The 26,698-nt window shown below is 65.4% G+C and carries 25 protein-coding genes; 11 read left to right on the forward strand and 14 right to left on the reverse strand.

Going from position 1 to position 26,698, the window contains the following annotated elements; all coding sequences use genetic code 11:
* Nucleotides 1-52 precede the first annotated feature (52 nt).
* Together CH278_RS12385 and CH278_RS12390 are read right to left on the reverse strand one after the other, a co-directional pair.
* On the reverse strand, nt 53-823 hold the full coding sequence (locus tag CH278_RS12385) for a glutamate racemase (RefSeq protein WP_032391299.1): 771 nt from the start codon (nt 821-823) through the stop codon (nt 53-55).
* On the reverse strand, nt 820-1,992 hold the full coding sequence (locus tag CH278_RS12390; protein ID WP_032365667.1) for a cystathionine gamma-synthase: 1,173 nt from the start codon (nt 1,990-1,992) through the stop codon (nt 820-822). Before CH278_RS12390 ends, CH278_RS12385 begins: the two co-directional genes overlap by 4 nt.
* An 81-nt stretch (nt 1,993-2,073) precedes the next feature.
* Between CH278_RS12390 and CH278_RS12395 the strand changes: the two genes are divergently transcribed.
* On the forward strand, nt 2,074-3,246 hold the full coding sequence (locus CH278_RS12395) for an acyl-CoA dehydrogenase family protein (protein WP_032388183.1): 1,173 nt from the start codon (nt 2,074-2,076) through the stop codon (nt 3,244-3,246).
* A 60-nt stretch (nt 3,247-3,306) separates the two neighbouring features.
* Here CH278_RS12395 and CH278_RS12400 read toward each other — a convergent pair whose 3' ends face one another.
* Complete coding sequence (locus tag CH278_RS12400) at nt 3,307-4,692, reverse strand: cystathionine beta-synthase (protein ID WP_027496256.1); 1,386 nt, start codon at nt 4,690-4,692, stop codon at nt 3,307-3,309.
* 62 nt (nt 4,693-4,754) lie between these two features.
* Between CH278_RS12400 and CH278_RS12405 the strand changes: the two genes are divergently transcribed.
* On the forward strand, nt 4,755-5,801 hold the full coding sequence (locus CH278_RS12405; protein WP_371128947.1) for an SGNH/GDSL hydrolase family protein: 1,047 nt from the start codon (nt 4,755-4,757) through the stop codon (nt 5,799-5,801).
* A gap of 72 nt (nt 5,802-5,873) precedes the next feature.
* Complete coding sequence (locus tag CH278_RS12410; protein ID WP_094622003.1) at nt 5,874-7,094, forward strand: acetyl-CoA C-acetyltransferase; 1,221 nt, start codon at nt 5,874-5,876, stop codon at nt 7,092-7,094.
* A 71-nt stretch (nt 7,095-7,165) separates the two neighbouring features.
* Here the strand turns inward: CH278_RS12410 and CH278_RS12415 are convergent, their stop codons facing one another.
* Nucleotides 7,166-8,344 carry an IS30 family transposase gene (locus CH278_RS12415; RefSeq protein ID WP_143536247.1) on the reverse strand — a complete coding sequence of 393 codons (1,179 nt, stop codon included), beginning with the start codon at nt 8,342-8,344 and terminating at the stop codon, nt 7,166-7,168.
* 288 nt (nt 8,345-8,632) lie between these two features.
* The gene (locus CH278_RS12420) at nt 8,633-9,481 is read right to left on the reverse strand and encodes a Bax inhibitor-1/YccA family protein (RefSeq protein WP_094622005.1); all 849 of its coding nucleotides are present in this window, start codon (nt 9,479-9,481) and stop codon (nt 8,633-8,635) included.
* A gap of 197 nt (nt 9,482-9,678) precedes the next feature.
* On the opposite strand from CH278_RS12420, the gene CH278_RS12425 reads away from it, so the two are divergent.
* Nucleotides 9,679-10,104 carry a hypothetical protein gene (locus CH278_RS12425; RefSeq protein ID WP_027496244.1) on the forward strand — a complete coding sequence of 142 codons (426 nt, stop codon included), beginning with the start codon at nt 9,679-9,681 and terminating at the stop codon, nt 10,102-10,104.
* 24 nt (nt 10,105-10,128) lie between these two features.
* Here CH278_RS12425 and CH278_RS12430 read toward each other — a convergent pair whose 3' ends face one another.
* Nucleotides 10,129-11,247 carry a class I SAM-dependent methyltransferase gene (locus CH278_RS12430; RefSeq protein WP_094622006.1) on the reverse strand — a complete coding sequence of 373 codons (1,119 nt, stop codon included), beginning with the start codon at nt 11,245-11,247 and terminating at the stop codon, nt 10,129-10,131.
* Between the two features lie 91 nt (nt 11,248-11,338).
* On the opposite strand from CH278_RS12430, the gene CH278_RS27980 reads away from it, so the two are divergent.
* Nucleotides 11,339-11,461 carry a hypothetical protein gene (locus CH278_RS27980; protein ID WP_255032376.1) on the forward strand — a complete coding sequence of 41 codons (123 nt, stop codon included), beginning with the start codon at nt 11,339-11,341 and terminating at the stop codon, nt 11,459-11,461.
* A 3-nt stretch (nt 11,462-11,464) separates the two neighbouring features.
* Here the strand turns inward: CH278_RS27980 and CH278_RS12435 are convergent, their stop codons facing one another.
* Together CH278_RS12435 and CH278_RS12440 are read right to left on the reverse strand one after the other, a co-directional pair.
* Nucleotides 11,465-11,989 (reverse strand): peroxiredoxin, encoded by a 525-nt coding sequence (locus tag CH278_RS12435; RefSeq protein ID WP_027496242.1) that lies wholly within the window; start codon nt 11,987-11,989, stop codon nt 11,465-11,467.
* 46 nt (nt 11,990-12,035) lie between these two features.
* Nucleotides 12,036-12,602, reverse strand: coding sequence for an antibiotic biosynthesis monooxygenase (locus tag CH278_RS12440; RefSeq protein WP_032366526.1), 567 nt, complete (start codon nt 12,600-12,602; stop codon nt 12,036-12,038).
* 172 nt (nt 12,603-12,774) lie between these two features.
* Here CH278_RS12440 and CH278_RS12445 point away from each other — a divergent pair, with 172 nt between their 5' ends.
* Nucleotides 12,775-13,272, forward strand: coding sequence for an Lrp/AsnC family transcriptional regulator (locus CH278_RS12445; protein ID WP_027496240.1), 498 nt, complete (start codon nt 12,775-12,777; stop codon nt 13,270-13,272).
* Nucleotides 13,269-14,411 (forward strand): NAD(P)/FAD-dependent oxidoreductase, encoded by a 1,143-nt coding sequence (locus tag CH278_RS12450; RefSeq protein WP_094622020.1) that lies wholly within the window; start codon nt 13,269-13,271, stop codon nt 14,409-14,411. Before CH278_RS12445 ends, CH278_RS12450 begins: the two co-directional genes overlap by 4 nt.
* 67 nt (nt 14,412-14,478) lie before the next feature.
* Here CH278_RS12450 and CH278_RS12455 read toward each other — a convergent pair whose 3' ends face one another.
* The gene (locus tag CH278_RS12455) at nt 14,479-15,126 is read right to left on the reverse strand and encodes a TetR/AcrR family transcriptional regulator (protein WP_230593018.1); all 648 of its coding nucleotides are present in this window, start codon (nt 15,124-15,126) and stop codon (nt 14,479-14,481) included.
* 110 nt (nt 15,127-15,236) lie between these two features.
* On the opposite strand from CH278_RS12455, the gene CH278_RS12460 reads away from it, so the two are divergent.
* Entirely contained in the window at nt 15,237-16,706 is a 1,470-nt protein-coding gene (locus tag CH278_RS12460; RefSeq protein ID WP_032371088.1) for an MDR family MFS transporter, read from the forward strand.
* A 32-nt stretch (nt 16,707-16,738) separates the two neighbouring features.
* Here the strand turns inward: CH278_RS12460 and CH278_RS12465 are convergent, their stop codons facing one another.
* From CH278_RS12465 to pdhA, 3 genes are read right to left on the reverse strand one after another with little or no spacing between them, the layout of a single operon-like run.
* Nucleotides 16,739-18,088, reverse strand: a complete 1,350-nt coding sequence (locus CH278_RS12465; protein WP_094622007.1) for a dihydrolipoamide acetyltransferase family protein — start codon at nt 18,086-18,088, stop codon at nt 16,739-16,741.
* Between the two features lie 57 nt (nt 18,089-18,145).
* Nucleotides 18,146-19,150 (reverse strand): alpha-ketoacid dehydrogenase subunit beta, encoded by a 1,005-nt coding sequence (locus tag CH278_RS12470; RefSeq protein WP_032371090.1) that lies wholly within the window; start codon nt 19,148-19,150, stop codon nt 18,146-18,148.
* Complete coding sequence (pdhA, locus tag CH278_RS12475) at nt 19,147-20,229, reverse strand: pyruvate dehydrogenase (acetyl-transferring) E1 component subunit alpha (protein WP_094622008.1); 1,083 nt, start codon at nt 20,227-20,229, stop codon at nt 19,147-19,149. Before pdhA ends, CH278_RS12470 begins: the two co-directional genes overlap by 4 nt.
* 134 nt (nt 20,230-20,363) lie before the next feature.
* Between pdhA and CH278_RS12480 the strand changes: the two genes are divergently transcribed.
* The gene (locus CH278_RS12480; protein ID WP_027496234.1) at nt 20,364-20,843 is read left to right on the forward strand and encodes an Lrp/AsnC family transcriptional regulator; all 480 of its coding nucleotides are present in this window, start codon (nt 20,364-20,366) and stop codon (nt 20,841-20,843) included.
* Nucleotides 20,844-21,126: 283 nt separating this feature from the next.
* Complete coding sequence (locus tag CH278_RS12485; RefSeq protein ID WP_094622021.1) at nt 21,127-22,155, forward strand: Glu/Leu/Phe/Val family dehydrogenase; 1,029 nt, start codon at nt 21,127-21,129, stop codon at nt 22,153-22,155.
* 93 nt (nt 22,156-22,248) lie between these two features.
* On the opposite strand, the gene CH278_RS12490 is transcribed toward CH278_RS12485, so the two are convergent.
* Nucleotides 22,249-23,700 carry an NAD-dependent succinate-semialdehyde dehydrogenase gene (locus tag CH278_RS12490; RefSeq protein WP_032371093.1) on the reverse strand — a complete coding sequence of 484 codons (1,452 nt, stop codon included), beginning with the start codon at nt 23,698-23,700 and terminating at the stop codon, nt 22,249-22,251.
* 1 nt (nt 23,701) lies between these two features.
* Nucleotides 23,702-25,066: a 4-aminobutyrate--2-oxoglutarate transaminase gene (gene gabT / locus CH278_RS12495; RefSeq protein WP_094622009.1), complete on the reverse strand. Its 1,365-nt coding sequence runs from the start codon at nt 25,064-25,066 to the stop codon at nt 23,702-23,704.
* A gap of 129 nt (nt 25,067-25,195) precedes the next feature.
* Between gabT and CH278_RS12500 the strand changes: the two genes are divergently transcribed.
* A complete protein-coding gene (locus tag CH278_RS12500; protein WP_032391135.1) occupies nt 25,196-26,692 on the forward strand; it encodes a PucR family transcriptional regulator in 1,497 nt (498 codons plus the stop codon).
* The last annotated feature ends 6 nt before the right edge of the window (nt 26,693-26,698 follow it).

Raw genomic sequence — 26,698 nt, forward strand, 5'->3', positions numbered from 1 at the left:
CTCAGTGAAAGACAACGCACGAACCCACCGGGCATTCCCCGGCGGCGCGGAACTACCGGGCCCGCGCACCGTCGAGTAGCACCGTCGCCTCGCGGTAACGATGTGCACTCTCCGGCAGTACGCCTTCGATGCCGCTCAGCCACACCGAGACCGATCCGGTGCCGGCCCGCGCCGAACCGACCTCGTCCGCGCGCCGCACCGTCTGATTGGCCACGGCCGCCGCGCTGTCGAACATCGTCACGCCGTCCGGCAGACGCGCGACGATCTCGTCCAGCACCAACGGGTAGTGGGTGCACCCCAACACGATGGACTCGACGTCGTCGGGAGTGGCGGCCACCGCAGCGTCGATGGCCGCACGTATTCCGGTCGAGTCTCCGCGATCGATCGAATCGGCCAGGCCGTGGCAGGCCACGCTGGTCACCGTCCGACGAGAGGCGAATTCGTCGATCAACCGGGCCTGGTACGCACTTGCCGTCGTGGCCGCCGTCGCCCAGATCGCGATCCGATCACTGACCGCCGCTGCGGGTTTGATCGCCGGGACCGTCCCCACCACGGGGATCGAATCACCGAGCGCAGCCCGCACCTGGCTCAACGCCGTCACACTGGCCGTGTTGCACGGCAGCACCACGACCTCGGCTCCGAGTTCGACGGCATGCCGAGCGGTACCGACCACCCGCTCGATCACCCACGCATCCGGTTTTGGACCCCACGGAGCGTTGTCGGGATCCATCATCAGCACCAGATCGAGCTCGGGACGCGACTCACGCAGGCGAGCAGCCGTCGGGAGCATTCCCAACCCCGAGTCGATCAGTGCGACGATCATGCCAGCGCTTGCTCGACGTCGCCCACCAGATCGGCACCGTCCTCGATACCGACGGACAGACGCACCAGGTCGTCCGGGACCTCGAGCAGCGAACCGGCAGTCGACGCGTGCGTCATCGCGCCGGGGTGCTCGATGAGCGACTCGACGCCGCCCAAAGACTCTGCGAGAGTGAAGATCTCGGTCTTCGCGCAGAAATCGAGAGCGGCCTGCTTGCCCCCGGCCAGCCGCACGGAGACCATGCCGCCGAACCGTCGCATCTGCTTCGCGGCCACCGCGTGAGACGGGTGCGACTCGAGGCCGGGGTAGATGACCTGCGAGATGGCCGGATGCCCGTCGAGGAATTCGACGATCTTCTCCGCGTTGTCGCTGTGCCGTTCCATCCGCAACGCGAGGGTCTTGATGCCCCGCAAGGTCAGGAATGCGTCGAACGGTCCGGGAACGCCCCCGGCACCGTTCTGCAGGAACGCGAACGCGGTGTCGAGCTCTTCGCTGTCGGTCACCAGAGCGCCCCCGACGACGTCGGAGTGACCACCGATGTACTTGGTCGTCGAGTGCAGCACCACGTCGGCACCGAGGGACAACGGCTGCTGCAGGTAGGGAGACGCGAACGTGTTGTCGACGACCAGCTTGGCCCCGCCCTCGTGCGCAACGCCCGCGAGCGCCTCGATGTCACCGACGTTGAGCAACGGGTTGGTGGGCGTCTCGACCCACACCAGCTTGGTGTTCGGACGCATCGCGGCGCGGACCTCGTCGACGTTCGAGACCGCGGCCACGGAGTACTCGATGCCCCACTGGGTGAAGACCTTGTCGATCAATCGGTACGTGCCGCCGTAGGCGTCGTTGGGAATGACGAGGTGGTCACCGGGACGCAGCGCCGACCGCAGCATGCAGTCGGTGGCGGCCATGCCCGACGAGAAAGCGCGACCGTAGGTACCGGATTCGATGGCTGCGAGGTTGGCCTCGAGCGGCCGACGCGTCGGGTTGCCGGTGCGCGCGTACTCGAATCCGCTACGCATTCCGCCGACCCCGTCTTGCGCGAAGGTGGAGCTGGCGTAGATCGGCACGTTGACCGCGCCGGTCAGTGGATCGGGCTCGTAACCCGCGTGGACCGCCTTCGTGGAAAAGCCCTGCCAGGAGGTGTTGTCTGCCTTGCTGCGCTGCTCACTCATGGCCTCCACACTAATCGGCCTGCGTCGCCCGGCAGGGGCGTGGGTAACCTGCGAAGACAACCCCCAGCGGAAAGAGGCACCGTGGCCAACTCCCAGAGCGTCGACGAACTGTTCGCGATCGATTCCCTCCTCGACGACGAAGAACGTCAGATCCGGGACACCGTCCGCAAGTTCGGCAACGAACGCATCCGACCACACATCGCCGACTGGTTCGACGAGGGCACCGTTCCCGCGCGTGAACTCGCCAAGGAGCTGGGCTCGCTCGGCCTGCTCGGCATGCACCTCGAGGGCTACGGCTGCGCCGGAACATCGGCGACGGCGTACGGGCTGGCCTGCCTCGAACTCGAAGCCATCGATTCCGGCATCCGCTCACTGGTCTCGGTGCAGGGCTCGCTGGCGATGTTCGCGATCTGGAAGTACGGGTCCGAGGAACAGAAGCAGCAGTGGTTGCCGGGGATGGCCGAGGGTTCGCTCATCGGCTGCTTCGGTCTCACCGAGGCAGACTTCGGGTCCAACCCCGGCGGCATGCTCACCCGCGCCAAGCGCGACGGTGACGACTGGATTCTCAACGGCAGCAAGATGTGGATCACGAACGGTCCGGTCGCCGACGTCGCCGTCGTGTGGGCTCAAACCGACGACAAGGTCAGGGGTTTCGTCGTCCCCACGGACACCCCCGGATTCACCGCCAACACGGTGAAGAAGAAGCTGTCTCTGCGCGCGTCGATCACGGGCGAGCTGGTGTTCGACGACGTCCGGCTTCCTGCCGACGCGATGCTGCCCGAGGCCCGCGGCCTGAGCGGACCGTTGAGCTGCCTCAACGAGGCCCGATTCGGCATCGTGTTCGGAGCGATGGGCGCGGCGCGGGACTGCATCGAATCGGCCGTCGAGTACTCCAAGACCCGCGCGGTGTTCGACAAGCCGCTGGCCGGATACCAGCTCACCCAGGCCAAGCTCGCGAACATGGCGCTCGAACTCGGCAAGGGTCAACTGCTCGCGCTGCATCTGGGCCGGCTCAAGGACAAGGGCGAACTGCCGGGCGAGCGAGTGTCACTCGGCAAGCTCAACAACGTGCGCGAGGCCATCAAGATCGCTCGTGAATGCCGAACCATCCTGGCCGCCAACGGAATCACGTTGGAATACCCCGTACTCCGGCATGCCAACAACCTCGAATCCGTCCTCACCTACGAGGGCACATCCGAGGTCCATCAACTCGTGATCGGGCAGGCGCTGACGGGCTCCAGCGCTTTCCGATAAGGCGGCTGCGCCGCTTGTGAGCGGAACCTCGTAGCCTGCTACGAAGTTCCACTCACATGCCTAGGCACCCTTACTGAGGAAACCGAGCAGATCGTGGCGGGTGATGACGCCGACGGGCTTACCCTCTTCGACGACCATCAGCGCATCGGACTCCCCGAGGGCCTTGGTGGCGTCGGAGACGGTTTCGCCGGCACCGATCAGCGGGAACGGCTCACTCATGTGCTTGGCTACCGGGTCGGCCAACGCTGCGCGACCCTCGAACACGGCGCTGAGCAGATCGCGTTCGGTGACGCTGCCGGCGACCTCGCCTGCCATGACGGGCGGCTCGGCTCCGACGACGGGCATCTGCGAGACGCCGTACTCGCGCAGAATCTCGATGGCGTCACGCACGGTCTCGGACGGGTGGGTGTGCACCAGATCGGGCAGAGCGCCGGACTTGCCACGCAGCACTGCGCCGACCGAGGTCTCCTCGGTGGTGCCGTCCAACCGCGAACGCAGGAATCCGTACGACGACATCCACGAGTCGTTGAAGATCTTCGCCAGGTAGCCGCGACCGCCGTCGGGAAGCAGGACGACAACCAACGCGTCGGGGCCTTCGCGTTCGGCAACCTGAATGGCCGCGACAGCAGCCATGCCGCACGAGCCGCCGACCAGCAGGCCTTCCTCGCGGGCGAGGCGACGAGTCATGTCGAACGAGTCGTTGTCGGACACGGCGATGATCTCGTCCGGGATGGACGGGTCGTAGGCGGTCGGCCAGAAGTCCTCACCGACACCCTCGACCAAGTACGGACGTCCCGTGCCACCGGAGTACACCGATCCCTCGGGGTCGACGCCGATGACCTTGACCTTGCCGCCGGAGACCTCCTTGAGGTACTTGCCGGTGCCGGAGATGGTCCCGCCGGTGCCGACGCCTGCGACGAAGTGCGTGATCTTGCCGTCGGTGTCGGCCCAGATCTCGGGCCCGGTGGTCTCGTAGTGGCTGGCCGGGCCGGCCGGGTTGGCGTACTGGTTCGGCTTCCACGCTCCCTCGATCTCGCGAACGAGTCGGTCGGAGACGCTGTAGTAGCTGTTGGGGTCTTCGGGCGCGACGGCCGTGGGGCAGACGACGACCTCGGCACCGTAGGCACGCAGCACGTTGCGCTTGTCCTCACCGACCTTGTCGGGGCACACGAACACACACTTGTAGCCACGCTGCTGAGCGACGAGCGCGAGGCCGACGCCGGTGTTACCGGACGTGGGCTCGACGATGGTGCCGCCGGGCTTCAACTCGCCCGAGGCCTCGGCTGCGTCGATCATCTTGACGGCGATGCGGTCCTTCGACGAACCACCCGGGTTGAGGTACTCGATCTTGGCTGCGACCGTGCCGGCGCCGTCGCCGATGACGGAGGACAACTTCACCAACGGGGTGTTGCCGATGAGTTCGGTGATGTGCTGTGCGATGCGCATTGCTCCATCTTCCCAGATGCAGGTATCGGACTCTCGGCCACGGCTGTCGACACCCGCATACGATGGTGCGGGGGCACGACGAGAGGGATCGATCTGTGACGGCGAGCGGATGGCGTACCGCCGCGAAAGCGAGCGCCGCGACGGTACTTGCAGGCTCTGGAGCAGGGACTGCGTCCTGGGCCGCGTACCGACATCTGATGGGGCAGGCCGCTGCGGCCCGCGGCGTCATCGGACGCAACATTGCCAAGCCACCCGAGGCCGACGGGGTCTACACCGCCGGCTGCGCGGCACCCGAGCGGTGGCGCATCGGAAGTTCAGCAGATATTCATCTGATGATCTTCGGCGACTCCACCGCGGCAGGCGTGGGTTGCACTGTGGCCGACGAGGTCCCGGGTGTCCTGCTCGCCCGCGGGTTGGCCGAGGAAACCGGTCAACGAATCCGCTTGAGCACCAAAGCAATTGCCGGTGCCACGTCCAAGGGACTCGAAGGTCAGGTCGACGCCATGTTCGTCGCGGGCCCGCCGCCCGATGCCGCGGTGATCTTCATCGGCGCGAACGACGTCACCAAGAAATTCTCCATTCCGGCATCAGCGGCCAGGCTGGGCGATGCAGTCGAACGATTGACGGCCAAGGGCTGCGTCGTCGCCGTGGGAACGTGCCCCGATCTCGGTGTCGTGACGGCCATTCCGCAACCGCTGCGTACCGTCGTCCGCAATTGGGGTCGGCGGCTGGCCCATGCCCAGACGGCCAGGACTCTCGGCGCCGGCGGGCATCCGGTAGCCCTGGCGGATCTGCTGGCACCGGAGTTTCTGGCCGCCCCCGACACGATGTTCTCGGCGGACCGCTTCCACCCGTCCGCTGCGGGGTACGAGCTGGCCGCGCAACAGATTCTGCCGGTGCTCGCCTCGGCCCTCGGCGTATGGCACGGCGGTCCACTGCCCGAACTGCCGACGGTGTCCGCCGCCGCTGAATCACGCAGAGCCATCCCCCGCGCCACCGCCGCAGTGGACCGCTTTCTCCGGCGCAGAACTGCCGAGCTCGACGCCGAGATCGACAGCGCGGCGGAGGATCTCCTACGTCGTGGAGATGGCCGTCAGGCAGGGTTGTAAGTTCGATCGGGAGACATCGCCTACTCGGCGGTAACAGAGCAGATAAGCAGTATCGATATCGAAGGAGATCTCATGCCAGAGGCAGTCATCGTCGCCACCGCGCGCTCACCGATCGGGAGGGCGATGAAGGGTTCGCTCAAGGACATTCGTCCCGACGACCTCACCGCTCAGATGGTCGCCGCCGCGCTGGCCAAGGTGCCCTCGCTCGACCCGAAGGACATCGACGACCTGCTCCTGGGCTGCGGCCTGCCCGGCGGCATGCAGGGCAACAACCTCGCCCGCATCGTCGCGGTTCAGCTCGGCTACGACTCACTGCCCGGAACGACGATCACGCGCTACTGCTCGTCCTCGCTGCAGACCACCCGCATGGCGCTGCACGCGATCAAGGCAGGCGAGGGTAACGTGTTCATCTCCGCAGGCGTCGAGAGCGTGTCCAGCTTCATCCACGGCAGCTCGGATTCGCTTCCGGAAAGCCACAACCCGATCTTCGCCGACGCCGAGGCCCGTACCAAGAAGGCACAGGAAGAGGGCGCGGACAGCTGGACCGATCCCCGCGAGAACGGCGAGCTGCCCGACGCGTACATCGCGATGGGCCAGACGGCCGAGAACGTCGCCCTGCTCACCGGCATCAGCCGTGAGGACCAGGACCGCTGGGGCGTCCGCAGCCAGAACCGCGCCGAAGAGGCCATCAACGCCGGCTTCTTCGAGCGGGAGATCACGCCGGTGACCCTGCCCGACGGCACCGTCGTCACCACCGACGACGGCCCTCGCGCCGGCACCACGTACGAGAAGATCAGCCAGCTCAAGCCGGTCTTCCGTCCGAACGGCACCATCACCGCCGGTAACGCGTGCCCGCTCAACGACGGCGCAGCAGCGCTCGTCATCATGAGCGACACCAAGGCCAAGGAGCTGGGCCTGACCCCGTTGGCTCGCATCGTGTCCACCGGCGTCACCGGCACGTCTCCCGAGATCATGGGCCTGGGGCCGATCGAGGCCACCCGTAAGGCGCTGAAGATCGCGGGCATGTCCATCTCCGACATCGACCTGTTCGAGATCAACGAGGCCTTCGCGGTGCAGGTCCTAGGTTCCGCCCGTGACCTCGGCATCGAAGAGGACAAGCTCAACGTCTCCGGCGGTGCCATCGCGATCGGCCACCCGTTCGGCATGACCGGTGCCCGTATCACCACGACTCTGCTGAACAACCTGACCACACAGGACAAGACGTTCGGCGTCGAGACCATGTGCGTCGGCGGCGGCATGGGCATGGCCATGGTGCTCGAACGTCTCAGCTGATCCGAGACGCACAACGGAAAAGCCCCGCCCTCCGAATGGCGGATTCTAGGGGTCCTCGCAACACCTGATGGTCAGATGCCTGTCAGTAGATCACGTAGACGCTCGGCTGGAGTTTTCCAGCCGAGCGTTTTGCGTGGACGGGAGTTGAGGCGGTGGGCAACGTTCTCGAGGTCGGTGGCGCTGTACACGGACAGGTCCGTGCCTTTGGGGAAGTACTGGCGTAGCAAGCCGTTGGTGTTCTCGTTCGATCCGCGTTGCCATGGTGAGTGTGGATCGCAGAAGTACACCGGCACCCCGGTGGCGACGCTGAACTGCTTGTGCGCTGCCATCTCGCACCCTTGGTCCCACGTCAGTGAACCGCGCAAATGCGTTGGGAGAGAACCGATCAGAGGAACCAGAACGTCCCGGACCTCCTCTGCAGTGTGCCCGCCGGGGAGGTGACCGAGAAGCAGGTACCGGGTAGAACGCTCGACCAATGTCACGATCGCCGACTCCGATCGAGTACCGACGATCAGATCACCCTCCCAGTGCCCGGGCACGGAGCGGTCGGCGACCTCCGCCGGCCGCTCGGAGATCATCACCATCGCATCGACGAATCGTGAGGTGCGCTGCTCGGGTGAGCGGTGCTGTACGCGGCGAGTACGTCCGGTGCGCAATGCGGCAGCAACTTCTCGGCGTAGTCCGCCGCGCGACTGTACGTAGATGGCCTGGTAGATCGTTTCGGTGCTCACACGCATCGCCTTGTCATCGGGGAAGTCGACAACTAGAGCGTGGCAGATTTGCTCGGGCGACCACTGCAGGGCGAGTTTGCCGGCGACGTAGGACCGGAGCGAACCCTGTGCCGCCAGCTTCGCCGGTTTCGGCCGGGCACGCGAGATAGCCCACAGCCGATGTGCCCGGTGCGGGTGGTACTCGTCGGCGATGCCGTAGGTGTCGATCTCGCGTTTGACGGTCGAGGCCGCCCGGCCGAGGCGGCGTCCGATCTCACGCAGCGAACACCCGGCTCGACGCAGGTCGGCGATGTGTTCACGGTCGGTCACCATCAGATACCGAGGGTGCAGTGTGGACTCGATGCGGGCCAGCGACGGCCTCTGAGCAGCGGTGACGAACGTTGTCATACCGGTTTTGTAGTCGATACGTCGACCATCCGGGTGCAGGCGCGCACCACCGATCTTGCGGATGCCCCCGTCCCAGTCCTGCGCGGTCCGGAGGTGGACCCCAACCTCCCGAGCAGCCTCGCGCCGCGAGATTCCCGACGAGCGGAGTTCCTCGTATCGTCCCCGACCCGAATGCTCGGCCCGGCCGCTCTTTCCGCGCCCTTGCACACCCGCCTGACGAACCCACCCGAAGGCAGTGTTCCGGTTCACCCCGACACAGCGTGCGGCCGCGCTGACATTCCCGTCCTCACGGTCCAACGCCTCGAAAAACCGCACCTTCAACCCAGCACATGCCACGATCCCCGCAACTCCCTCAAATCGAGGGTGTTGCGGGGATCGTTAGAACCCGCCAATCGGAGGGCGGGGCTTTTCGCGTGAGTACTAGTCGTTCTGGAAGTAGCTCAGCAGACGCAGGATCTCGACGTACAGCCAGACCAACGTGATGGTCAGACCGAGGGCGACGCCCCAGGCTGCCTTCTCGGGAGCCTGTGCGCGGATCAGCTGATCGGCCTGGTCGAAGTCCAGCAGGAAGCTGAACGCCGCAATGCCGATGCAGACGAGGCTGAAGATGATGGCGATGGGTCCGCCGTCACGCAGCCCGAATCCACCGTCCATGAAGAAGCTGGCGACGAGGTTGCCGAGCATGAGCACGACGACACCGATGAGGGCACCGACGATCATGCGAGTCAGACGCGGCGTGACGCGAATAGCGCCGGTCTTGTAGACGATCAGCATGCCGAAGAACACGCCGAACGTGCCGAGGATGGCCTGGCCGATCAGTGCCGATCCGCCGACTCCGCCGAACGAGACGTCGGTGAACATCAGCGACAGCGCGCCGAGGAACACACCTTCCGCCGCGGCGTAGGCAAGCACAATTGCCTTGTTGTCCATCTTGCGACCGAACGTCGCGAACATGACCAAGCCGAAGCCGATGAGGCCGCCGCCGATCACGAAGGGGATGGCCAAGCCCGGATTACCCGAGACCAGGAAGTACGAGATGATCGCCGTGACGCTCAGCACACCGAGCGTGATGCCGGTCTTGGTGACGACGTCGTCGATCGTCATGGCCCGCTCGGCGGGCTGCGTGGTGTACGGGTCGGCCTGTGTTCCGGGATGCTGGCCGAACGTTGCGGCCTGCGAGGCTCCAGCCGTCGCAGATCCGAATGTGGCGTATCCGCCGCCCTGCTGCTTGGGCAGGTTGCGGAACACCGGGTTGCTGGAGGTGCGCACCGTGTCTCTTCCCTTCGTAAGTTCTGATCCCCACCGGGGATCTCCCCGTCGGTCATCAGTAGAACGTTCGACATCCGGACAAAAGTTCCCGTGACGAGAACCTCTACGTCGGACAAAACGGACTCTACCGGGTCGCCCCTCGACAGGCAGCCACGACCGCGTGTGTGACACCGAATCGAAACGGGCACTATGAGGAAATGGCAATCGAAGACGGACCCGACCAGACCTTGGACCAAAGCGAAAGCCTCGACTCCGACGAGGTGCGCAACGACGACGGCGACACCGTGGTCGATCCCCCGGACCACTGGAGCGAAGCCAACAGTTTCGGCACGACCGCCCGTGAAGCAGCCGAGGGTGAGAGCCTCGACCTCAAGCTCAGCGAGGAAGAACCCGACATCGCCGTCGAGGAGGATCTCGACCGCCCGATCACCGAGACCCCGGACGACGAACTGACCGAAGAACTGGTCGACCACGTCATCGAGGAGTCCGACGAGGATCCCGACATCGATTACGCGGAAGGCCAGCGTCAGGCCGAGATCGTCGAAGGGACTCTCGTCGAGGATCGTGGGCGCGACAGGGGCCAGATCGACGGCACCCCGGAAGACGGCGGCCCCGTCACCTGACGCTCTCGCATCTGGTCTTCACCGTCACTCGCTCGGGCGCACCGAGCGAGTGACGGTGAACTTGGTGTTGCGTCCCATCGGATCGGTGGGCCCGACGGCGTCGGCGAGAGCCCGACGATAGTTCAGGTGCGTGTTGAACACCGTCCACAGCTGTCCGCCCGGCCGCAGCACGCGTCCGGCGGCCTCGAACAACTTGCCTGCCCCGCCTGTGTGTACCGCAGCGCCCTCGTGGAACGGCGGGTTGCAGACGATCAGGTCGACCGACCGGGACTCGAACGTCGACATCGCGTCGTCGGCCACCACCGAGACCGTCGTCCCGTTCACCTCGGCGGTGGCAGCGGCCGACGCGATGGCTGCGGCCGATCGGTCCGTTGCGATCACCTCGAGACCGGGCCGGGTTCGAGCCAATTCGGTCGCGAGGATTCCACTGCCGCACCCCAGATCGACGGCGTTGGTTGCGCGAGGTGCCATCTTCGGCACGAACCCCAGTAGGAATCTCGTCCCGATATCGAGGCCCGCCCCGGCGAAGACCGCGCCGTGGGCCACGACCGTCAGGCCGAGGTCGTCGATTCGTTTGTCGACCGGATACGTCATCTCCGACGCCACTGCCCCGGTCGCGGTCAGTACCCGCGCCTTCTGCCGTCCCCGACCCGCCGTGACGGTCTCGAACGACCGCCCGAGGATGTCGTTCATCGCAGGCGTCATGTGTTTGTCTCGGCCGCCGGCCAGGACGACGACGTTCTGGAGCGCATGCGCCGCGATGTGCTCGGCGATCTCGGTGAGCTCGGCCAGACCTCGTGGCAACTGCATCAACACGGTGCCGACGCCGTCGAGCAGTCCCGCACCCAGCCCGTGGTGGGTGTACGTGCCGACCATCGACACACGCGCCGCGTTCAGCTCCAGAGCGCGTACGCCGGTAACAGCGTCCTGGTGCACTCGCACGTCGGTGAACCCCAGGGCCGCCGCACCCAGAGTCAGAGCGCCGTAGCGATCGCCGATCACAGCAATCGGTGCCGTGCGGTCGACCCCCAGTTCGGCGACGGTATCGAGCAGCAGACGATCTGCCGCGTCGACCGCATGCAGATTGGGTGCCTCGGCATCGGGCTCACGCCGCAGAGCTTCGAACAACGTTTCATCGGACACCCGGGCAGTATTCCACCGAACGCGACCGGCCGAGCGCGGTCGTTCCGCGCGGCAAGTGGCTATTGCGACCGATGAGGTGCATGCTCGGGGAATGGAACACAAAGACAAGAACGAGGCGCTCTTCAGCCACCCCGACGACGCATCGACCGATGCCTCGGCCGAAGCGACGAAGCCCGCCGTCTACACGGCCCTCTTCAGCGGTGCCAACGACTGACGCTCACGACAGATACCGCAGGTACTCCAGCGCCTTGGTCGCGTGTACGTGACCGCGCTCGCTCTGCACCACCATCCGCACCGTACGGTGCCGATCGATCACGAACGTCGTCCGCTTCACGGACAACAACTGCCGTAGATAACTGCGACGAGCCACGTTCGAGTGGCCGCGCTCGAAATCCCGAAGTCGACGCCTGCGGGCGAACCACCCGCCGCGCCGCACTCCGAACTGTTCGGCCACCGCACCGTCGGAATCCGAGAGCAACGGGAAGTCGAACGACCTCTGCAGCGCGAAATGTTGGTTCTTGTCTCGGGTATCGGTGCTGATCCCCACTCGCTGCGCACCGAACCTGCCGAACTCCGCTCCCAGATCCCGAAAATGGCACGCCTCGGCCGTGCAGATCGGACTGTTCGCAGCCGGATAGAAGAACAGGACCACCGGCCCCGACGCCGTGAGCTCGGTGAGCGCACGACGTTCACCGGAATGATCGGGCAGCTCGAAATCCGGGGCGGTCTGTCCGATTCGCATGACGCAGAGGGTACCGCTCGGCTTGCAACGAGCAGGGCCGTGGCCGTCAACCGCGCGGTACGAGCCACTTTCGCAGTCGTGCGGTGACGAACGGCATCACCACGTACACCATCAGCGGAGTGCACATCATCACTACGACCGCAGTCCGCAGGGCCACGTTCAGGTGGGTCAGATGTGGAGTGATCACGAGGTTCACCAACAGGCTGACGGCATAGAACGCAACACCGATGGACACGGCCTGCTTCCACCGCGGCGGCGGACCGCCCACGACGCGCACGGCGTCGGTCAAGTTCGACTGTGGCTCGAACCATCCCTCCACGCCGGAAAGCCGATGTGTCACAACGTCGTCCGCTATCGGTCGGCCACGGCCGAGCCAATCGCGCCTCGCCTCCGAACGCAACCACGCCTCGAGATGGTCGTGCGTCTCGAATCGATACACCACGTGATAGTCACTGGATTCGGCCGAGCTGCGCAGCCAGCCCCCGCCGAGAAAGCCCGGAAAGGTTCGCACCAGGTCGATGCCCCGGTCGGTCCATTCGACGAAGTCCGCCTCGTGTCCCTCGCGAACGCGTCGTGCGACCGAGGTCGTGACGTGCTCGAGCGTGTCGGTCATGGCCATGGGGTCCCCTCCTGCGCTGGTTCGTCGTCGGTGCGTTCTACACAGACTGTGTCGAAATGGACCGACTATCAAATCAGGAACCGGATTGCAGACTGATGGCATACTGAAGCTCGCTGTGTGACTATTCGTCCACGAGCTTACATCGAGATCGGTCTGGAGTGGACGTATGGCACCGAGCGAGACCGAGTACGAACTCGACGACGTCGACCGACGGATCGTCACCGAACTGAGCCGAGACGGGCGCATGTCCATGAGGGCCCTCGCCGAGGCCACCCACATTTCCCGCGCACATGCCTACGTTCGCGTCGACCGCCTCGTCGACGAAGGTGTGATCGAGGGTTTCACCGCCCGTATCGCGTACGAGAAAGCCGGATTCGGCGCATCCGCGTATGTCGCACTGTCGATTCGGCAGGATTCCTGGCGGGCTGTCGCCGACGACCTCAGCACGTTCCCCTTCGTCGAACACGTCAGTCTGATGGGCGGAGACTTCGACGCCTTGGTCCTCGTGCGCGCTCCGGACAACTCGGCATTGCGACACCTGGTACTCGACAAGTTGCAAGGGCTGGACGGGATACTCTCGACGCGGACGTGGCTGATCTTCGACGAAGCAGTCGGCCCCGGAGCGCAGTGGTTCACGCCGAAGCCGAACAGGAGACATCCATGAGCGCCACCGAACAGCCTGCCCTCTCGGACGTCGTTGTCATCGGCGGCGGCATCGGCGGTGTCTCACTCGCATACGAACTCGCCGGCGACCGCCGTGTCACGCTGCTCGAGCGTGAGTCCACGCTGGCGTTCCACACCACCGGTCGATCCGCGGCTCTGTTTCTGGAGACGTACGGCAACAGCACGATTCGCGCCTTGACGACCGCCAGCCGAGACTTTCTGGTGAACCCACCCGACTGCTTCCGGTCGGATTTGCTCACTCCGCGTCCACTGTTGCAATTCGCGGCCACGGGACGCGGCGATGCCCTCGAAGCGATGTACACCGACGTCAGTCGCCTCACTCCCGACGCGCAGCTGATCTCCCCCACCGACGCATGCACATTCTTCCCACCGCTACGGCCCGAGCTGATCGATTGTGCTCTGTACGAACCGCATTCGATGGAGGTCGACGTCCATGCTCTGCATCAGGGCTTCGTCGGAGGTCTGCGACAGCGGGGCGGACGGATCCACACCAAGGCCTCGGTGACCGAGCTCGAGCGCGTGAACGGTCTGTGGCACGTACACACCTCGGACGGGACGACTCATCGGGCTCCACTGGTCGTGGACGCGGCAGGGGCCTGGGCGGATGTCGTCGGTGCGATGGCGGGGGCCCGCCACATCGGCTTGGTTCCCAAGCGCAGGTCGGTCTTCATGGTTTCCGCACCCGACGATCTCGACACAGAGAATCTGGCGACACTGAGCGACATCGACGAGAAGTTCTACATCAAACCCGAAGGCGCACAACTGTTGTGTTCGCCGGCCGACGAGACGGCGGTCGAACCGAGCGATGCCCGTCCGGACGAGCTGGAGATCGCGCGGGCGTTCGACGACATCGCCGAGGTGACCACCCTGACCGCGCGACACGTTCGTTCGTCCTGGGCCGGACTGCGCAGCTTCGTTCCCGATCGCACCCCGGTGGTCGGGTTCGACCCCGAGCTCGAGGGCTTCTTCTGGTGCGCCGGGCAGGGCGGCTACGGAATTCAGACGTGCGCGGCGCTGGCCCGGGTGGGCGCGGCTGTCGTTCGCGGAGAACCGGTTCCGGCCGACGTGGCCGAGCGCGGCCTTCTCGAAGCGGATCTGTCGCCCCGCCGCCTCGGCTAGAGGCGCTGCGCGCCACGTGCGCGGAAACTCGACCTGGGCTACGAAGTTCTACTCACGACGTGAGATGTCAGCCGGCGACGACGCGTCGCAGATCGCGCACTGTCGTCCGATAGATGTCCAGCAGGTCTGCATCCTGCCCGCCGTCGACCCGTACCGCCCAGTCGTCGAAGGCGATGCGCAGGGCCATACCGGCACCTTCGACCAACAGTCGTGCATACGAACGTGATTCGTGGTCGCCGAGGCGCTCGGTCACCGCATCGGTGACGCGGCACAGTGTCATCGCGTCGGCCGCGAAGGCTGCGGCCCGCAGATGCGCGTCGATACCGATCAATCGCCGAGTGCGTAGGAGTCGGTCGCGCTCCTCCTCGGGCGCTGTCGACAGTCGCTCGACGGACTGCTCGTACAACGCTTCGATTCCAGGCAGCGTGATGTGCTCGGGCGCGGTGGCAGCGAGCCACTGGTCGAAGTCGACCTCGAAGTCAGGGTCGATGCCGAGAACGGACTCCTCCTTCGAGGCGAAGCTGCGAAAGAACGTACTGGGCGACACCCCCGCTCGGCGCGCGATCTCGTCCACCGTGGTCGCGGCGCAGCCCTGCTTCTCGAACAGCTCGAGTGCGGCGCGAGTGATCTCGAGCCGAGTTTCTCGGCGACGTCGCTCTCGCAGGTCCGGCACTCGTTCGCTCATCCTCGTCCATCCGTCGACTGCGGTCGTCATTCGCTGTCAACTTACCAGCAATCGTCAAGTTGACAGTCACTGTCATAATGATTGAAGCTATCTACATACGATTGCACGCTTCGATCCCATACGCGAAAGTTTGTCGACACATGAGTTCACCCGAGACCGACCGCACCCCCGACGAGCAACTCGCGCCGGGCAGCAAGTTATTGATCGGCATATTGGTCATCGCAGCCTTCGTCATGATCCTCAACGAGACGATCATGAGCGTGGCGCTCCCGACCCTGATGGTCGACCTCGAGATCACGGCAACGACGGCCCAGTGGCTCACCACTGGATTCCTACTGACCATGGCGGTGGTCATTCCCGTCACCGGCTACCTGTTCCAACGCTTCACGCTGCGTCAGGTGTTCGTGACAGCGATGACCCTGTTCACCGTCGGCACCCTGCTCGCGGCCTCGGCACCCGGTTTCGAGCTACTTCTGCTCGGCCGCATCACGCAGGCCAGCGGGACGGCGATCATGCTGCCGCTGCTCATGACCACAGTGCTCACCGTTGTCCCGGCCCACAAGCGCGGCGCGATGATGGGTGTGATCTCCATCGTCATCGCCGTCGCACCGGCTGTCGGCCCCACCATCTCCGGAGTCATTCTCGACTCGCTGAATTGGCGTTGGATGTTCTGGCTGGTGCTTCCCATCGCGCTCGTCGCGTTCGGCATCGGAACCACACTGGTGAAGAACGTGACCGAGACGGGACGGCCCTCGTTCGATCCCACGTCGGTCGTGTTGTCCGCCTTGGCGTTCGGCGGCATCGTCTACGGCCTGAGCAGCCTCGGTCATTCTGCCGAGGAGTCGGTCGTACCGGTCTGGTTGCCGTTGGTGGTGGGAGTGATCGCACTCGTCGTCTTCGTGCTGCGGCAGATCGCCCGCCAGGAACGCGGCGGCGCGCTGCTGGACATGCGTCCGTTCCGCACCCCCACCTTCAGCATCGGACTCGGCATGATCGCGATCTCGATGATGGCCCTGTTCGGTGCCCTGATCCTCCTGCCGATGTATCTGCAGAACGTGCGCGGACTCGACACCCTTGCAACCGGCCTGATGCTTCTGCCCGGCGGATTGCTGATGGGTCTGCTCGCACCCTTCGTCGGCCGCATCTTCGACCGAATCGGGCCGCGCCCGTTGGTCATTCCCGGAGCCATGGTGGTGAGCGCCGCGTTGTGGTCGATGACGGTGCTGGACGCACAGTCGGCACTACCGCTGGTCGTCGGTATCCACATGCTGCTCTCGGCGGGGCTCGCGCTCATCATGACTCCGCTGATGACCTCCTCGCTCGGATCCCTTCCCACCCGCCTGTACTCGCACGGCAGCGCAATCTTCAACACCGTGCAGCAGCTGGCCGGAGCCGCAGGAACCGCGTTGTTCGTCACCGTCATGTCGAACACCGCAGCGGCCCGAATCTCCGACGGGGCAACGCAGGTGGGTGGTTCCGAGGCAGGCATCCACACCGCATTCCTGTGCGGTGGGGCGGTGTCACTGGTCGCGGTGGCTGCGTCGTTCTTCATTCGAGCACAGGCAAGCAGCGATCGGGACGAGGCCGTGTCGGCGCAACCGGTGCACTGAACCCCGGCGGCATTCACACCGCGCCGCCGCGGTCAGCCGAGCGCGATCAGATCGATCGGGTGAGTCAGCAGACGACCGACGAGGGCGAGGAATTCCGACCCTTGTTGGCCGTCGACCAGTCGATGATCGAACGAGAGCGACAGTGTCGTCACCGACCGTAACGCGATCTCGCCGTTGTGTTCCCATGGCGTGCGACGGATGGACCCGAAGCACAGGATGGCCGCCTCGCCCGGGTTGAGGATCGGCGTGCCTGCGTCGACTCCGAACACCCCCACGTTGGTGATGGTGATGGTGCCGTCGGCCAGATCGGCCGGACTGCTCTTGCCCTCCTTCGCGATACGCGTCAGGTCGGCCAGGGCACGCGCGATGTCCACCAGAGAGAGCTCGTGTGAGTTCTTGATGTTGGGCACCATCAATCCGCGGGGTGTCGCCGCCGCGATGCCGAGGTTGACGTAGTACTTGGTCACGATCTCCTGCGCAACCTCGTCCCAGCTCGAGTTCAGCGACGGATTCGATTTCAGCGCGACGAGAACGGCTTTGGACACCAGAGCCAACGGTGTCAGACGCACGTCCCGGAAGTGTGTGGAGGACCGCAGCGACTCGAGGAGTTCGAGCGTCTCGGTCACGTCGACGGTCACGAATTCGGTGACGTGAGGTGCAGTGAACGCACTTCGCACCATGGCCTCGGCGGTGTGCTTGCGTACACCCTTGATCGGAGTGCGCTCCTCTCGACCGGTCCGCCCGGATCCCGACTGCTGCGCCTCGGTCTCGAGCTGCACGTCGGTGTCAGTCTGCACATCGGTGTCACTCCGCCCATCCGACCCGCTCTGCAGGTACGACTCCACGTCCTGACGGGTGACGTCGCCGTGGCGTCCACTCGCAGGCAGCTCGTTCAGATCGACGCCGTTGTCCTTGGCCATCTTTCGTACCGGTGGGGCCGCAAGCGGCTTTCCGTTCCGATCGTTCGGCGCGGACGCCGCGGGTGGGTCGACGCGGCCACCGCGTCGGCTCGAGCCTTCCTTCGCGACGCCGTAACCCACGAGCACCGGGACGCGCCCGTCCTCGTCCTCCCCGGACGACGTGTTCTGAATCGGGGAAACGGACTGCTCTGGATCGGTAGCGACCGGTTCGTCCTCACCGCCGACTCTGATGTCGATGATCGGCACTCCCACCTCCACCGTGTCGCCCTCGGAAACATGCAGAGCAGCAACCACACCGGCGAACGGGGAAGGCAACTCGACCGCCGCCTTGGCCGTCTCGACTTCGGCGATGTTCTGGTTGAGTTCGATGGTGTCACCGACCGCGACGAGCCAGGTCAACAGGTCGGCCTCGGTGAGGCCCTCCCCCAGGTCGGGCAGCGGAAAACTCTTGATGGTGGACATCGTCGAATCCTGTTCGGTCGGTATCGGCGGAGGATGTGATCGGGGCGAAACGGCAGCTCAGTGGGAACGGCAGCGGTCCACTGCGTCGAGGATCCGGTCGACGTCGGGAAGATAGAACTTCTCGAGCTTCGACGCCGGGTACGGCGTTCCGAATCCACCGACCCGTAGCACCGGAGCTTCGAGGTTGTAGAAACACCGCTCGGAGATGCGAGCGGCTATCTCCGAGCCGAGGCCCATGAAGACCGGTGCCTCGTGTGTGACGACGAGCCGTCCGGTCTTGCGCACCGACGCTTCGACGGTCTCGAAGTCGATCGGCGACAGCGACCGCAGATCGATGACCTCGATCGAGATACCCTCGTGTGCAGCAACTTCGGCCGCCTTACGGGCAGTGGACACCAACGGTCCGTAGGCCACCAGTGTGATGTCGGTGCCCTCGGTGACCACCCGCGCCCGGTGCAGCGGGAAGGCGGTGTCGAGATCGTCTACGCCGAGGTCGATCGGACTCTTCTCCCAGTATCGACGTTTGGGTTCGAAGAACAGCACGGGATCGTCGCTGGCAATGGCCTGCTGGATCATCGAGTAGCCGTCGGCGGCGTTGCTGCAGGTCACCACGCGCAGTCCGGCGGTCTGGGCGAAGTAGCCCTCCGGCGATTCCGAATGATGTTCCACTGCACCGATTCCGCCGCCGTAGGGCACCCGGATGGTCATCGGGATCTTGACATTTCCGCTCGTGCGATAGTGCAGCTTGGCCACCTGCGACACGATCTGATCGAACGCCGGGTAGATGAAGCCGTCGAACTGGATCTCGCACACGGGACGGAATCCGCGCATCGCCAGGCCCACAGCGGTACCGATGATGCCCGATTCTGCCAGCGGCATGTCCAGCACTCGGCCGGGTCCGAAGTCCTTCTGCAGGCCGTCGGTGATGCGGAAGACGCCACCGAGCTTGCCGATGTCCTCGCCCATCAGCAACACCTTGGGGTCGTTCTCCATAGCGCGACGCAGGCCGGCATTGATGGCTTTGCCGAGCGGCAGGCTGGTGGGCCGTTCCAGGGTGGTCATGACGTGACTCCTTCGAATCCAGCTTGGTAGGAGGCGAATTGGGCCCGCTCGTCGTCGAGCAGAGAGTGTGCGTCGGCGTAGACGTTGTCGAACACCGTCATCGCCGCGGGTTCGACGGTCTCGAGGCATCCACGTCGCAGATCGGCGGCGACGTCGCCCGCCGTCCGCTGGACCGAGGCCACGAACTCGTCGTCGAACACGCCGATTCGTCTGAGCAGCTTCTCGATTCGGTCGATCGGATCCTTGGCACGCCACTCGTCGTCCATGGCCCCGGATCGATACCTCGTCGGGTCGTCGGACGTGGTGTGCGGCCCCATGCGGTAGGTGACGGCTTCGATGAGCGTCGGGCCGCTGCCCTCACGGGCGCGGGCCAGCGCTGCTCTGGTCACGGCCAGCACCGCGAGGACGTCGTTTCCGTCGACCCGTACCGATGGGATGCCGAATCCCTCACCGCGTGCCGCGATCGTGGACTTGGTCTGCACGGTGACCGGTTCGGAGATCGCCCACTGGTTGTTCTGGCAGAAGAACACCACCGGTGCATGGAAGCTGGCCGCGAACCCGAGAGCCTCCGAGATATCGCCCTGGCTGGTCGCTCCGTCTCCGAAGTAGGTGATGGCCGCACCGTCGGCACCCTCGAGCTGCATGCCGATCGCGTATCCGGTCGCGTGCAGACCCTGCGAACCGACGATGATCGCCGGCGTCGTCATTCGATATTCGTACGGGTCCCATCCCGACAGGGTCGATCCCCGCCAGAAACGGAGCATCCGAGTGGGATCGACTCCGCGGCAGTAAGCCACCCCGTGCTCGCGGTAGCTGGCGAACACGAAGTCCTCGGAGTCGAGTGCGCGGGCCGAGCCGACCTGCGCCGCTTCCTGTCCGAGCAACGGAGCCCACAGCCCCAACTCGCCTTGCCGCTGCAGCGCGGTGGCCTCGGCGTCGATGCGCCGGACGACCACGAGATCGCGATAGATCTCCTTCATCGCAGCCGTGTCGATGTCCGCGACCAGAGGTGAATACGTCTCGTTTCGGACCACCGTTCCGGATTCCTTGATCAGCTGTATCAGCGAGGTGGTGTTCATGTCCGTGGCACTCTCCGTCGTGATGTGATGTCCTTCACAAGGACACCACCGACGCCCAGCGTGCACAAGTGATGACTTCAGAATTACGCAGTGTGCACAATATCGGGTAACGACCGAGCTACAGGAAGTGCGCAATGACCGATCTCGACAAGACCGACGCCCGACTCCTCCTCGCCCTCTGCGCCAAGCCTCGAGCCACCGGCGTCGAACTCGCCACCACGTTGGGCCTGTCCCGCAACACCGTCCAGGCACGCCTCGGGCGGTGGGACGACAAGGGGTCTCTCACCCCCATCGATCACCGTATTCCGCCGAAGTCGCTGGGACGTCCGTTGCAGGCCTTCGTGACCGCTCAGGTCAATCAGCACACGTTGGCAGCGGTCACCGAACACCTCCGCACGATCCCCGAAGTACTCGAGGTGTTCGGTCTGTCCGGCGCCGCGGACATGCACATCCGCATTGCGGCGGTCGACGCCGACGACCTGTACCGCATAGCAGGCCTGATCCTCGACATTCCTGGCGTCGAGCGGACCAACATGTCGATTGCCATGTCCGAGCTGATTCAGTACCGAACCAAGCCGTTGCTCGAACAGCTCGCCGACGACGGCCGCCGCTGAGCACCCCGACCATCCCCGTCGGGCCCATACCGACCGCATCACGCAATCTGCACGGTCCGAGCGATGCCGGTTGACCGGTCTGCGTCGTGCACGACACCCTGTGACGGACAAGACATCCGGGTAGCCGCTGCATCTGCTCCCATCCCCTGACCGAAAGAGACCGACTGTGTCCGTCGTTGCCGACCACTCTGCCGTCACACCCACTCGACATCGCTCTTCTGTTGCCCAGACCGCGAATTCGGCTTGGACGCCGGCCGCACCCGGCGTCTTCGACCGGCCCGACATGCCATCCGACTCCGCGCACGAGCGCGTGGTGTTCTGCCACGATCGAGACACCGGTCTGCGCGCGATCGTCGCGATTCACTCGACCGTGCTGGGACCGGCACTCGGCGGAACGCGCTTCTACCCCTACGCAACCGAGCAGGACGCCGTGACCGACGTATTGAGACTCTCCCGCGGGATGACCTACAAGGCGGCTGTCGCAGGGGTGAATCTGGGCGGCGGGAAGGCAGTCATCATCGGCGACCCGACCGTCATCAAGACCCCGACATTGCTCGAGGCCTACGGCCGGTTCGTCGAATCGCTCGGCGGCACGTATGTCACGGCAGGCGACGTCGGCACCAACAGCGACGACCTCGATATCGTCGCCGAAGAAACGGCCTACGTCGTCGGTAAGAACACCACCGCGGGCGGCACCGGCGACAGCGGTCCACAGACGGCGCTCGGGGTCTATCTCTCCCTGTTGGCAGCAGCCGAATCGACCTGGGGCTCCGACGATCTGACCGGCAGACGAGTAGGTGTCGAAGGCGCAGGCAAGGTGGGTTACAACCTGGTGGCACTCCTGCGCGGAGCGGGTGCCGACGTGCTCGTGAGCGACTCCTACGAACCCGCCCTCGAACGGATCGCCCAGGACTTCCCCGGCGTCACGATCGGAACCGACATCATCGGAGCCGACATCGATGTGTACGCCCCGTGCGCCATGGGAGCAACGCTCGACGCGTCCTCGGTGGACCGGCTGTCGGCGTCCATCGTGTGCGGTGCCGCGAACAATCAACTGCTCACGCCCGACGTCGAATCGCTGCTGGCCGCCCGGGGCATCGTCTGGGTACCGGACTACGTGGCCAACGCCGGCGGCTTGATTCAGGTGGAAGGTGAACTGCGCGGACGAAATTCGGCCGAGGTGATGGCAACGATCGGACAGATCCGTACTACCGTCGCCGGCATATTCGCCATGGCACGCAGCGAAGGGATCTCGCTCGGAGCAGCCGCGGACCGACTGGCCGAGAAGCGAATTGCGGCCGCCCGAGGTTAGGGACCGCACGCCCGGTGCGCTCCACCCGGCAGCGCATGTACCGCGCTGGGCTCAGGAGTGGAGCGCACCGCTGCGATCTACTGCAGCGCCCGTCTACTGCAGCGCAATGTACTTGGTCTCGAGGTATTCCTCGATCCCTTCCGAGCCGCCCTCTCGTCCGAAGCCCGACTCCTTCACACCACCGAAGGGGGCCGCGGCGTCGGAGATGGCACCCCGGTTGACCCCCACCATGCCGGTGTCGAGAGCAGCCGAGACCCGCAGAGCCCGATCGAGGCTCTCGGTGTAGAAATAGGCCACCAATCCGTACCGGGTGTCGTTGGCCGCGGCGACGGCCTCGTCCTCGGTCTCGAATCCGACGATGGCGGCAACCGGCCCGAAGATTTCGTCGCGCAACAGGTTTGCGTCGGCCGGGATGCGGTCGAGCACAGTGGGTGTGAAGAAGAACCCGGGACCGTCGGGTGCCGATCCGCCGGTGCGGATGCGGGCACCCTTGGCAACGGCATCGTCGACGAGTGCCGACACCGTCCGTCGCTGCTTGTCGTTGATGAGTGGTCCGATGTCGGTACCGTCGCGATCACCGGGGCCGACCGTCAGTGCTGCGATTCTCGCGGTCAGCTTCTCGGTGAATTCCTCGCGAACGGGCTCGGCCACGTACAGACGGTTTGCTGCAGTGCACGCCTCGCCGCCGTTGCGCATCTTCGCCAGCATCGCTCCGTCGACGGCGGCATCGATGTTCGCGTCCTCGAAGACGATGAACGGCGCATTGCCACCGAGCTCCATCGATGTCCGGAGCAGTCGGTCGGCTGCATTGCGCACCAGCAGCTTTCCCACTCCGGTCGATCCGGTGAAGGTGACCTTCCTCAGTCTGGGGTCGTCCATCAGCGGACCGGTGACGGATGCAGCGTCCGAGGCCGGGAGCACCGACAGCACACCGCTGGGCAATCCGGCGTCGGCGAACACCTGGCCGAGCAGGAGCATCGTCAGTGGGGTGTCCTCGGCCGGCTTGACGATGACGGTGCAACCCGCTGCGAGCGCGGGACCGATCTTGCGAGTTCCCATGGCCAGCGGGAAATTCCACGGAGTGATCGCGAGTACCGGGCCGACCGGCATCTTGGTGACCAGGATGCGGCCGTTACCGGCGGGTGCAGGGGTGTACCGGCCGCCGATTCGGACCGCTTCCTCGCTGAACCAGCGCAAGAATTCACCGCCGTAGTTGACTTCACCGCGACTCTCCGCCAAAGACTTTCCCATTTCCAGGGTCATCAGCAGAGCGAAATCGGCTGCACGTTCCTGCAACAGGACGAAGGCGCGCCGCAGAATCTCGGCTCGCTCCCGTGCAGGCGTTGCCGCCCACTCCGGTTGCGCCGCGGCAGCGAGATCGAGGGCCGCGATGCCGTCGGCCGCGCCTGCGTCGGCGACGGTGGTCAGTTCCTCACCGGTGGCGGGATTCAGGACGGCGAATCGCGCGCCCGACTGCGCGGGGGTCTGCTTTCCACCGAGCCACAGGTCGGTGGGCAGCGAGGACAACAGCTGCTCGAAGGCCATGTCAGAGTCCCTTCGAAGCGTCGCGCAGTGCGTTCTCGAGGACCGTGAGTGCGTCGTCGAGCAACTCGTCGGAGATCACCAGCGGCGGAAGCAGGCGGATGACGTTGCCGTAGGTTCCGCACGTCAACACGATCACGCCTGCCGCGAGTGCCGCAGCGGCAACGGCTTTGGTGGCCTCGGGGTTCGGCTCACGTCCACCCGGTACGACGAGCTCGACGGCAAGCATGGCCCCACGGCCTCGAACCTCACCCATGATCCCCACCTCCGGCATCAACGCCGTGAGCCGATCGACGACGATGCGTTCGATGTCGCGAGCGCGGGCGTTGAGGTCGAGGGTCCCCATCTGTTCGATCGATGCCAGCGCAGCGGCGCATGCGACGGGATTGCCTCCGTAGGTGCCGCCGAGCCCACCGGGATGCACGGCGTCGATCAGATCGGCCCGGCCCGTCACCGCGGCCAGTGGCATACCGCCCGCGATGCCCTTGGCCATGGTGATCAGGTCCGGCACGATGCCCTCGTGCTCGCTGGCGAACCAGGCACCGGTGCGGGTGAATCCGGACTGCACCTCGTCGGCGATGAACACGACATCGTGCTTGCGCGCCCACTCGGTCAGCGCAGGCAGGAAGCCGTCCGCCGGCACGACGAAGCCGCCCTCACCCTGGATCGGCTCGATCAGGATGGCCGCGAGATTGTCTGCGCCGACCTGCTTTTCGATCATGGAGATCGCACGGGCGGCGGCCTGTGCACCGGTGACGGCCGATCCGTCGGCACCGAGTCCTTCACGGAACGGGTACGACATCGGAACTCGATAGACCTCGGGAGCGAACGGCCCGAATCCACTCTTGTACGGCATCGACTTCGAGGTCAGAGCCATCGTCAGGTTCGTGCGGCCGTGATACGCGTGGTCGAACACGACCACGGCCGAGCGGCCGGTGGCGTGCCGGGCGATCTTGACTGCGTTCTCGACGGCCTCGGCACCACTGTTGAACAGGACGGTGCGCTTGTCGTGATCTCCCGGGGTGAGTTCGGCCAACTTCTCGGCGACCGCGATGTATCCCTCGTAGGGCGCGATCATGAAGCAGGTGTGCGTGAAGTGAGCGACCTGATCCTGCACGGCGGCAACGACAGCCGGATTCGACGCACCGACGGTCGTCACGGCGATACCGGCACCGAGGTCGATCAACGAATTGCCGTCGACGTCGACCACGACGCCGCCGTCCGCGTCGGCCACGTACACCGGCAGCGTCGATGCGACGCCTGCACCGACGACGGCCTTGCGGCGCTCGGCCAGAGCCGACGATTTCGGGCCGGGGAACGCGGTGACGATCCTGCGCTCCTGCGGAAGTCGGTATTCGATCGAAGCCATGGTCGCACCTTTCGGGTTGGTCTCTGTGCAGCAAGTATGCGACCGCGAGGGTCGACCGGAGACTGCCGATACGTACATTCAGGTGCAGAAGCACACGCCATTTCGTCAGGCACGATTACAGTGCGACAGGTGAGTGTGCAGATTTCCTGGTTGTTGAGACAACGCGACCTCCGGCTGAGTCATCGCGGCGGGCCCGAACGCAGCGGTGCCGCCATCACCTTCGCGCAGGCGACCGAGCTCACCGATCCGAGTCCGTGGTTGTCCGGCGGCGAGCTGATCCTCACGACAGGTCTCGGCTTCGACTCCGGCGGCCCCGCACTCGCGCAGTACGTCCGCACCCTCCGAACGGCAGGGGTTGCCTGCCTCGGATTCGGAACCGGTCTCTCGCACAGCGTGATTCCACGAGAACTTCTCGACGCGGCAGACGAGGTCGGGCTACCCGTCGTCGAGGTTCCCTACGACACTCCCTTCGCCGCGGTCATTCGGGCGGTCACCACACGCATCGCCGAGCAGGAGTACGAGGAAGTCCTGCGGGCGGCGTCGGTACAGAGCCGCATCACCCGCGCCGCACTGCACGGCGGCGTCGACGCGATCGTGCGCGAATTGGCGGTCGCCACGTCCACCTCCGTCGCGCTCATCGGACATCGCACCGAGTCGTTCCATCCGGTCGACGCGGCGGATCTGATCGCGCAGGCCCGCGAGATCGCCGCCAGTATCCGTCCGTCGTCGTCGCCCGCGACGGTGTCGGTGAGCGAGCCGGGCCGCACCGTGAGCCTGCACTCGGTACCGATCACCGCCAGTGCGCCGAGCTTTCTCGCGATTCGCACGAAGGGGCCCGTGACGGGAGTCGAGCAGATATTGCTCGGGCATGCGGTGTCGCTGATAACCCTCGAACTGGAAAAGCCTGCGCGGCTGCGCGCGGAGCAGACGGCCCTCAACTCGCGCGCGCTCGGACTTCTCCTCGACGGGCATCTCCTGTCCCCCGGTGACACGCACGTACCGAGCTATCTCGCCGATGCGGCCGACGACGACTCACGCATCACCGTGGTGGTTCTCCGCGGCGCGACGGGGCGGACGGGTTCGATCGCCGATGCCGTCGATGCTCAGTTCCGCGCCCACGCTCGGCCGACGTTCGTCAGGTCCACCGACGACGGTGCCGAGATGCTGCTACCCGGAGGCGATGCGAATTTCGTTGCGCAGCTGATGAATTCGCTGCCCCGTTCGGTGTGTGCGGGGGTCGGCACCGACATGCACATCACCGAGGCCCCCACCGCGCTGAGACAAGCGCGGCTCGCGTGCGCGGCGGCCGGTCCCGGTGATCGGGTCGTCCATTTCACCGGGTCGATGCTGCTGGCGTCGGAACCGGTTCGGGAGTCGTTGCGTGCCATGGCTGCCGTCACCATCGCCGTACTGGCCGAGTACGACCGCACTCACACCGCGGATCTGGTGGGTTCGCTTCGGGCGTTCCTGGAAGCCAACGGGCACTGGGAAACCGCCGCTGCCCACCTGTCGGTGCATCGTCACACCTTGCGCAACCGCATCACACGATGCGAGGAATTGCTGGGGGTGGATCTCACGTCGGCGCGGGTGCGAGCGGAATTGTTGCTCTCCCTACTCGCGGCATGAGTGCAC

The organism is Rhodococcus sp. 05-2254-5 (assembly GCF_002258575.1).
In the GTDB taxonomy this organism is placed as follows: Bacteria; Actinomycetota; Actinomycetes; order Mycobacteriales; family Mycobacteriaceae; genus Rhodococcoides; species Rhodococcoides fascians.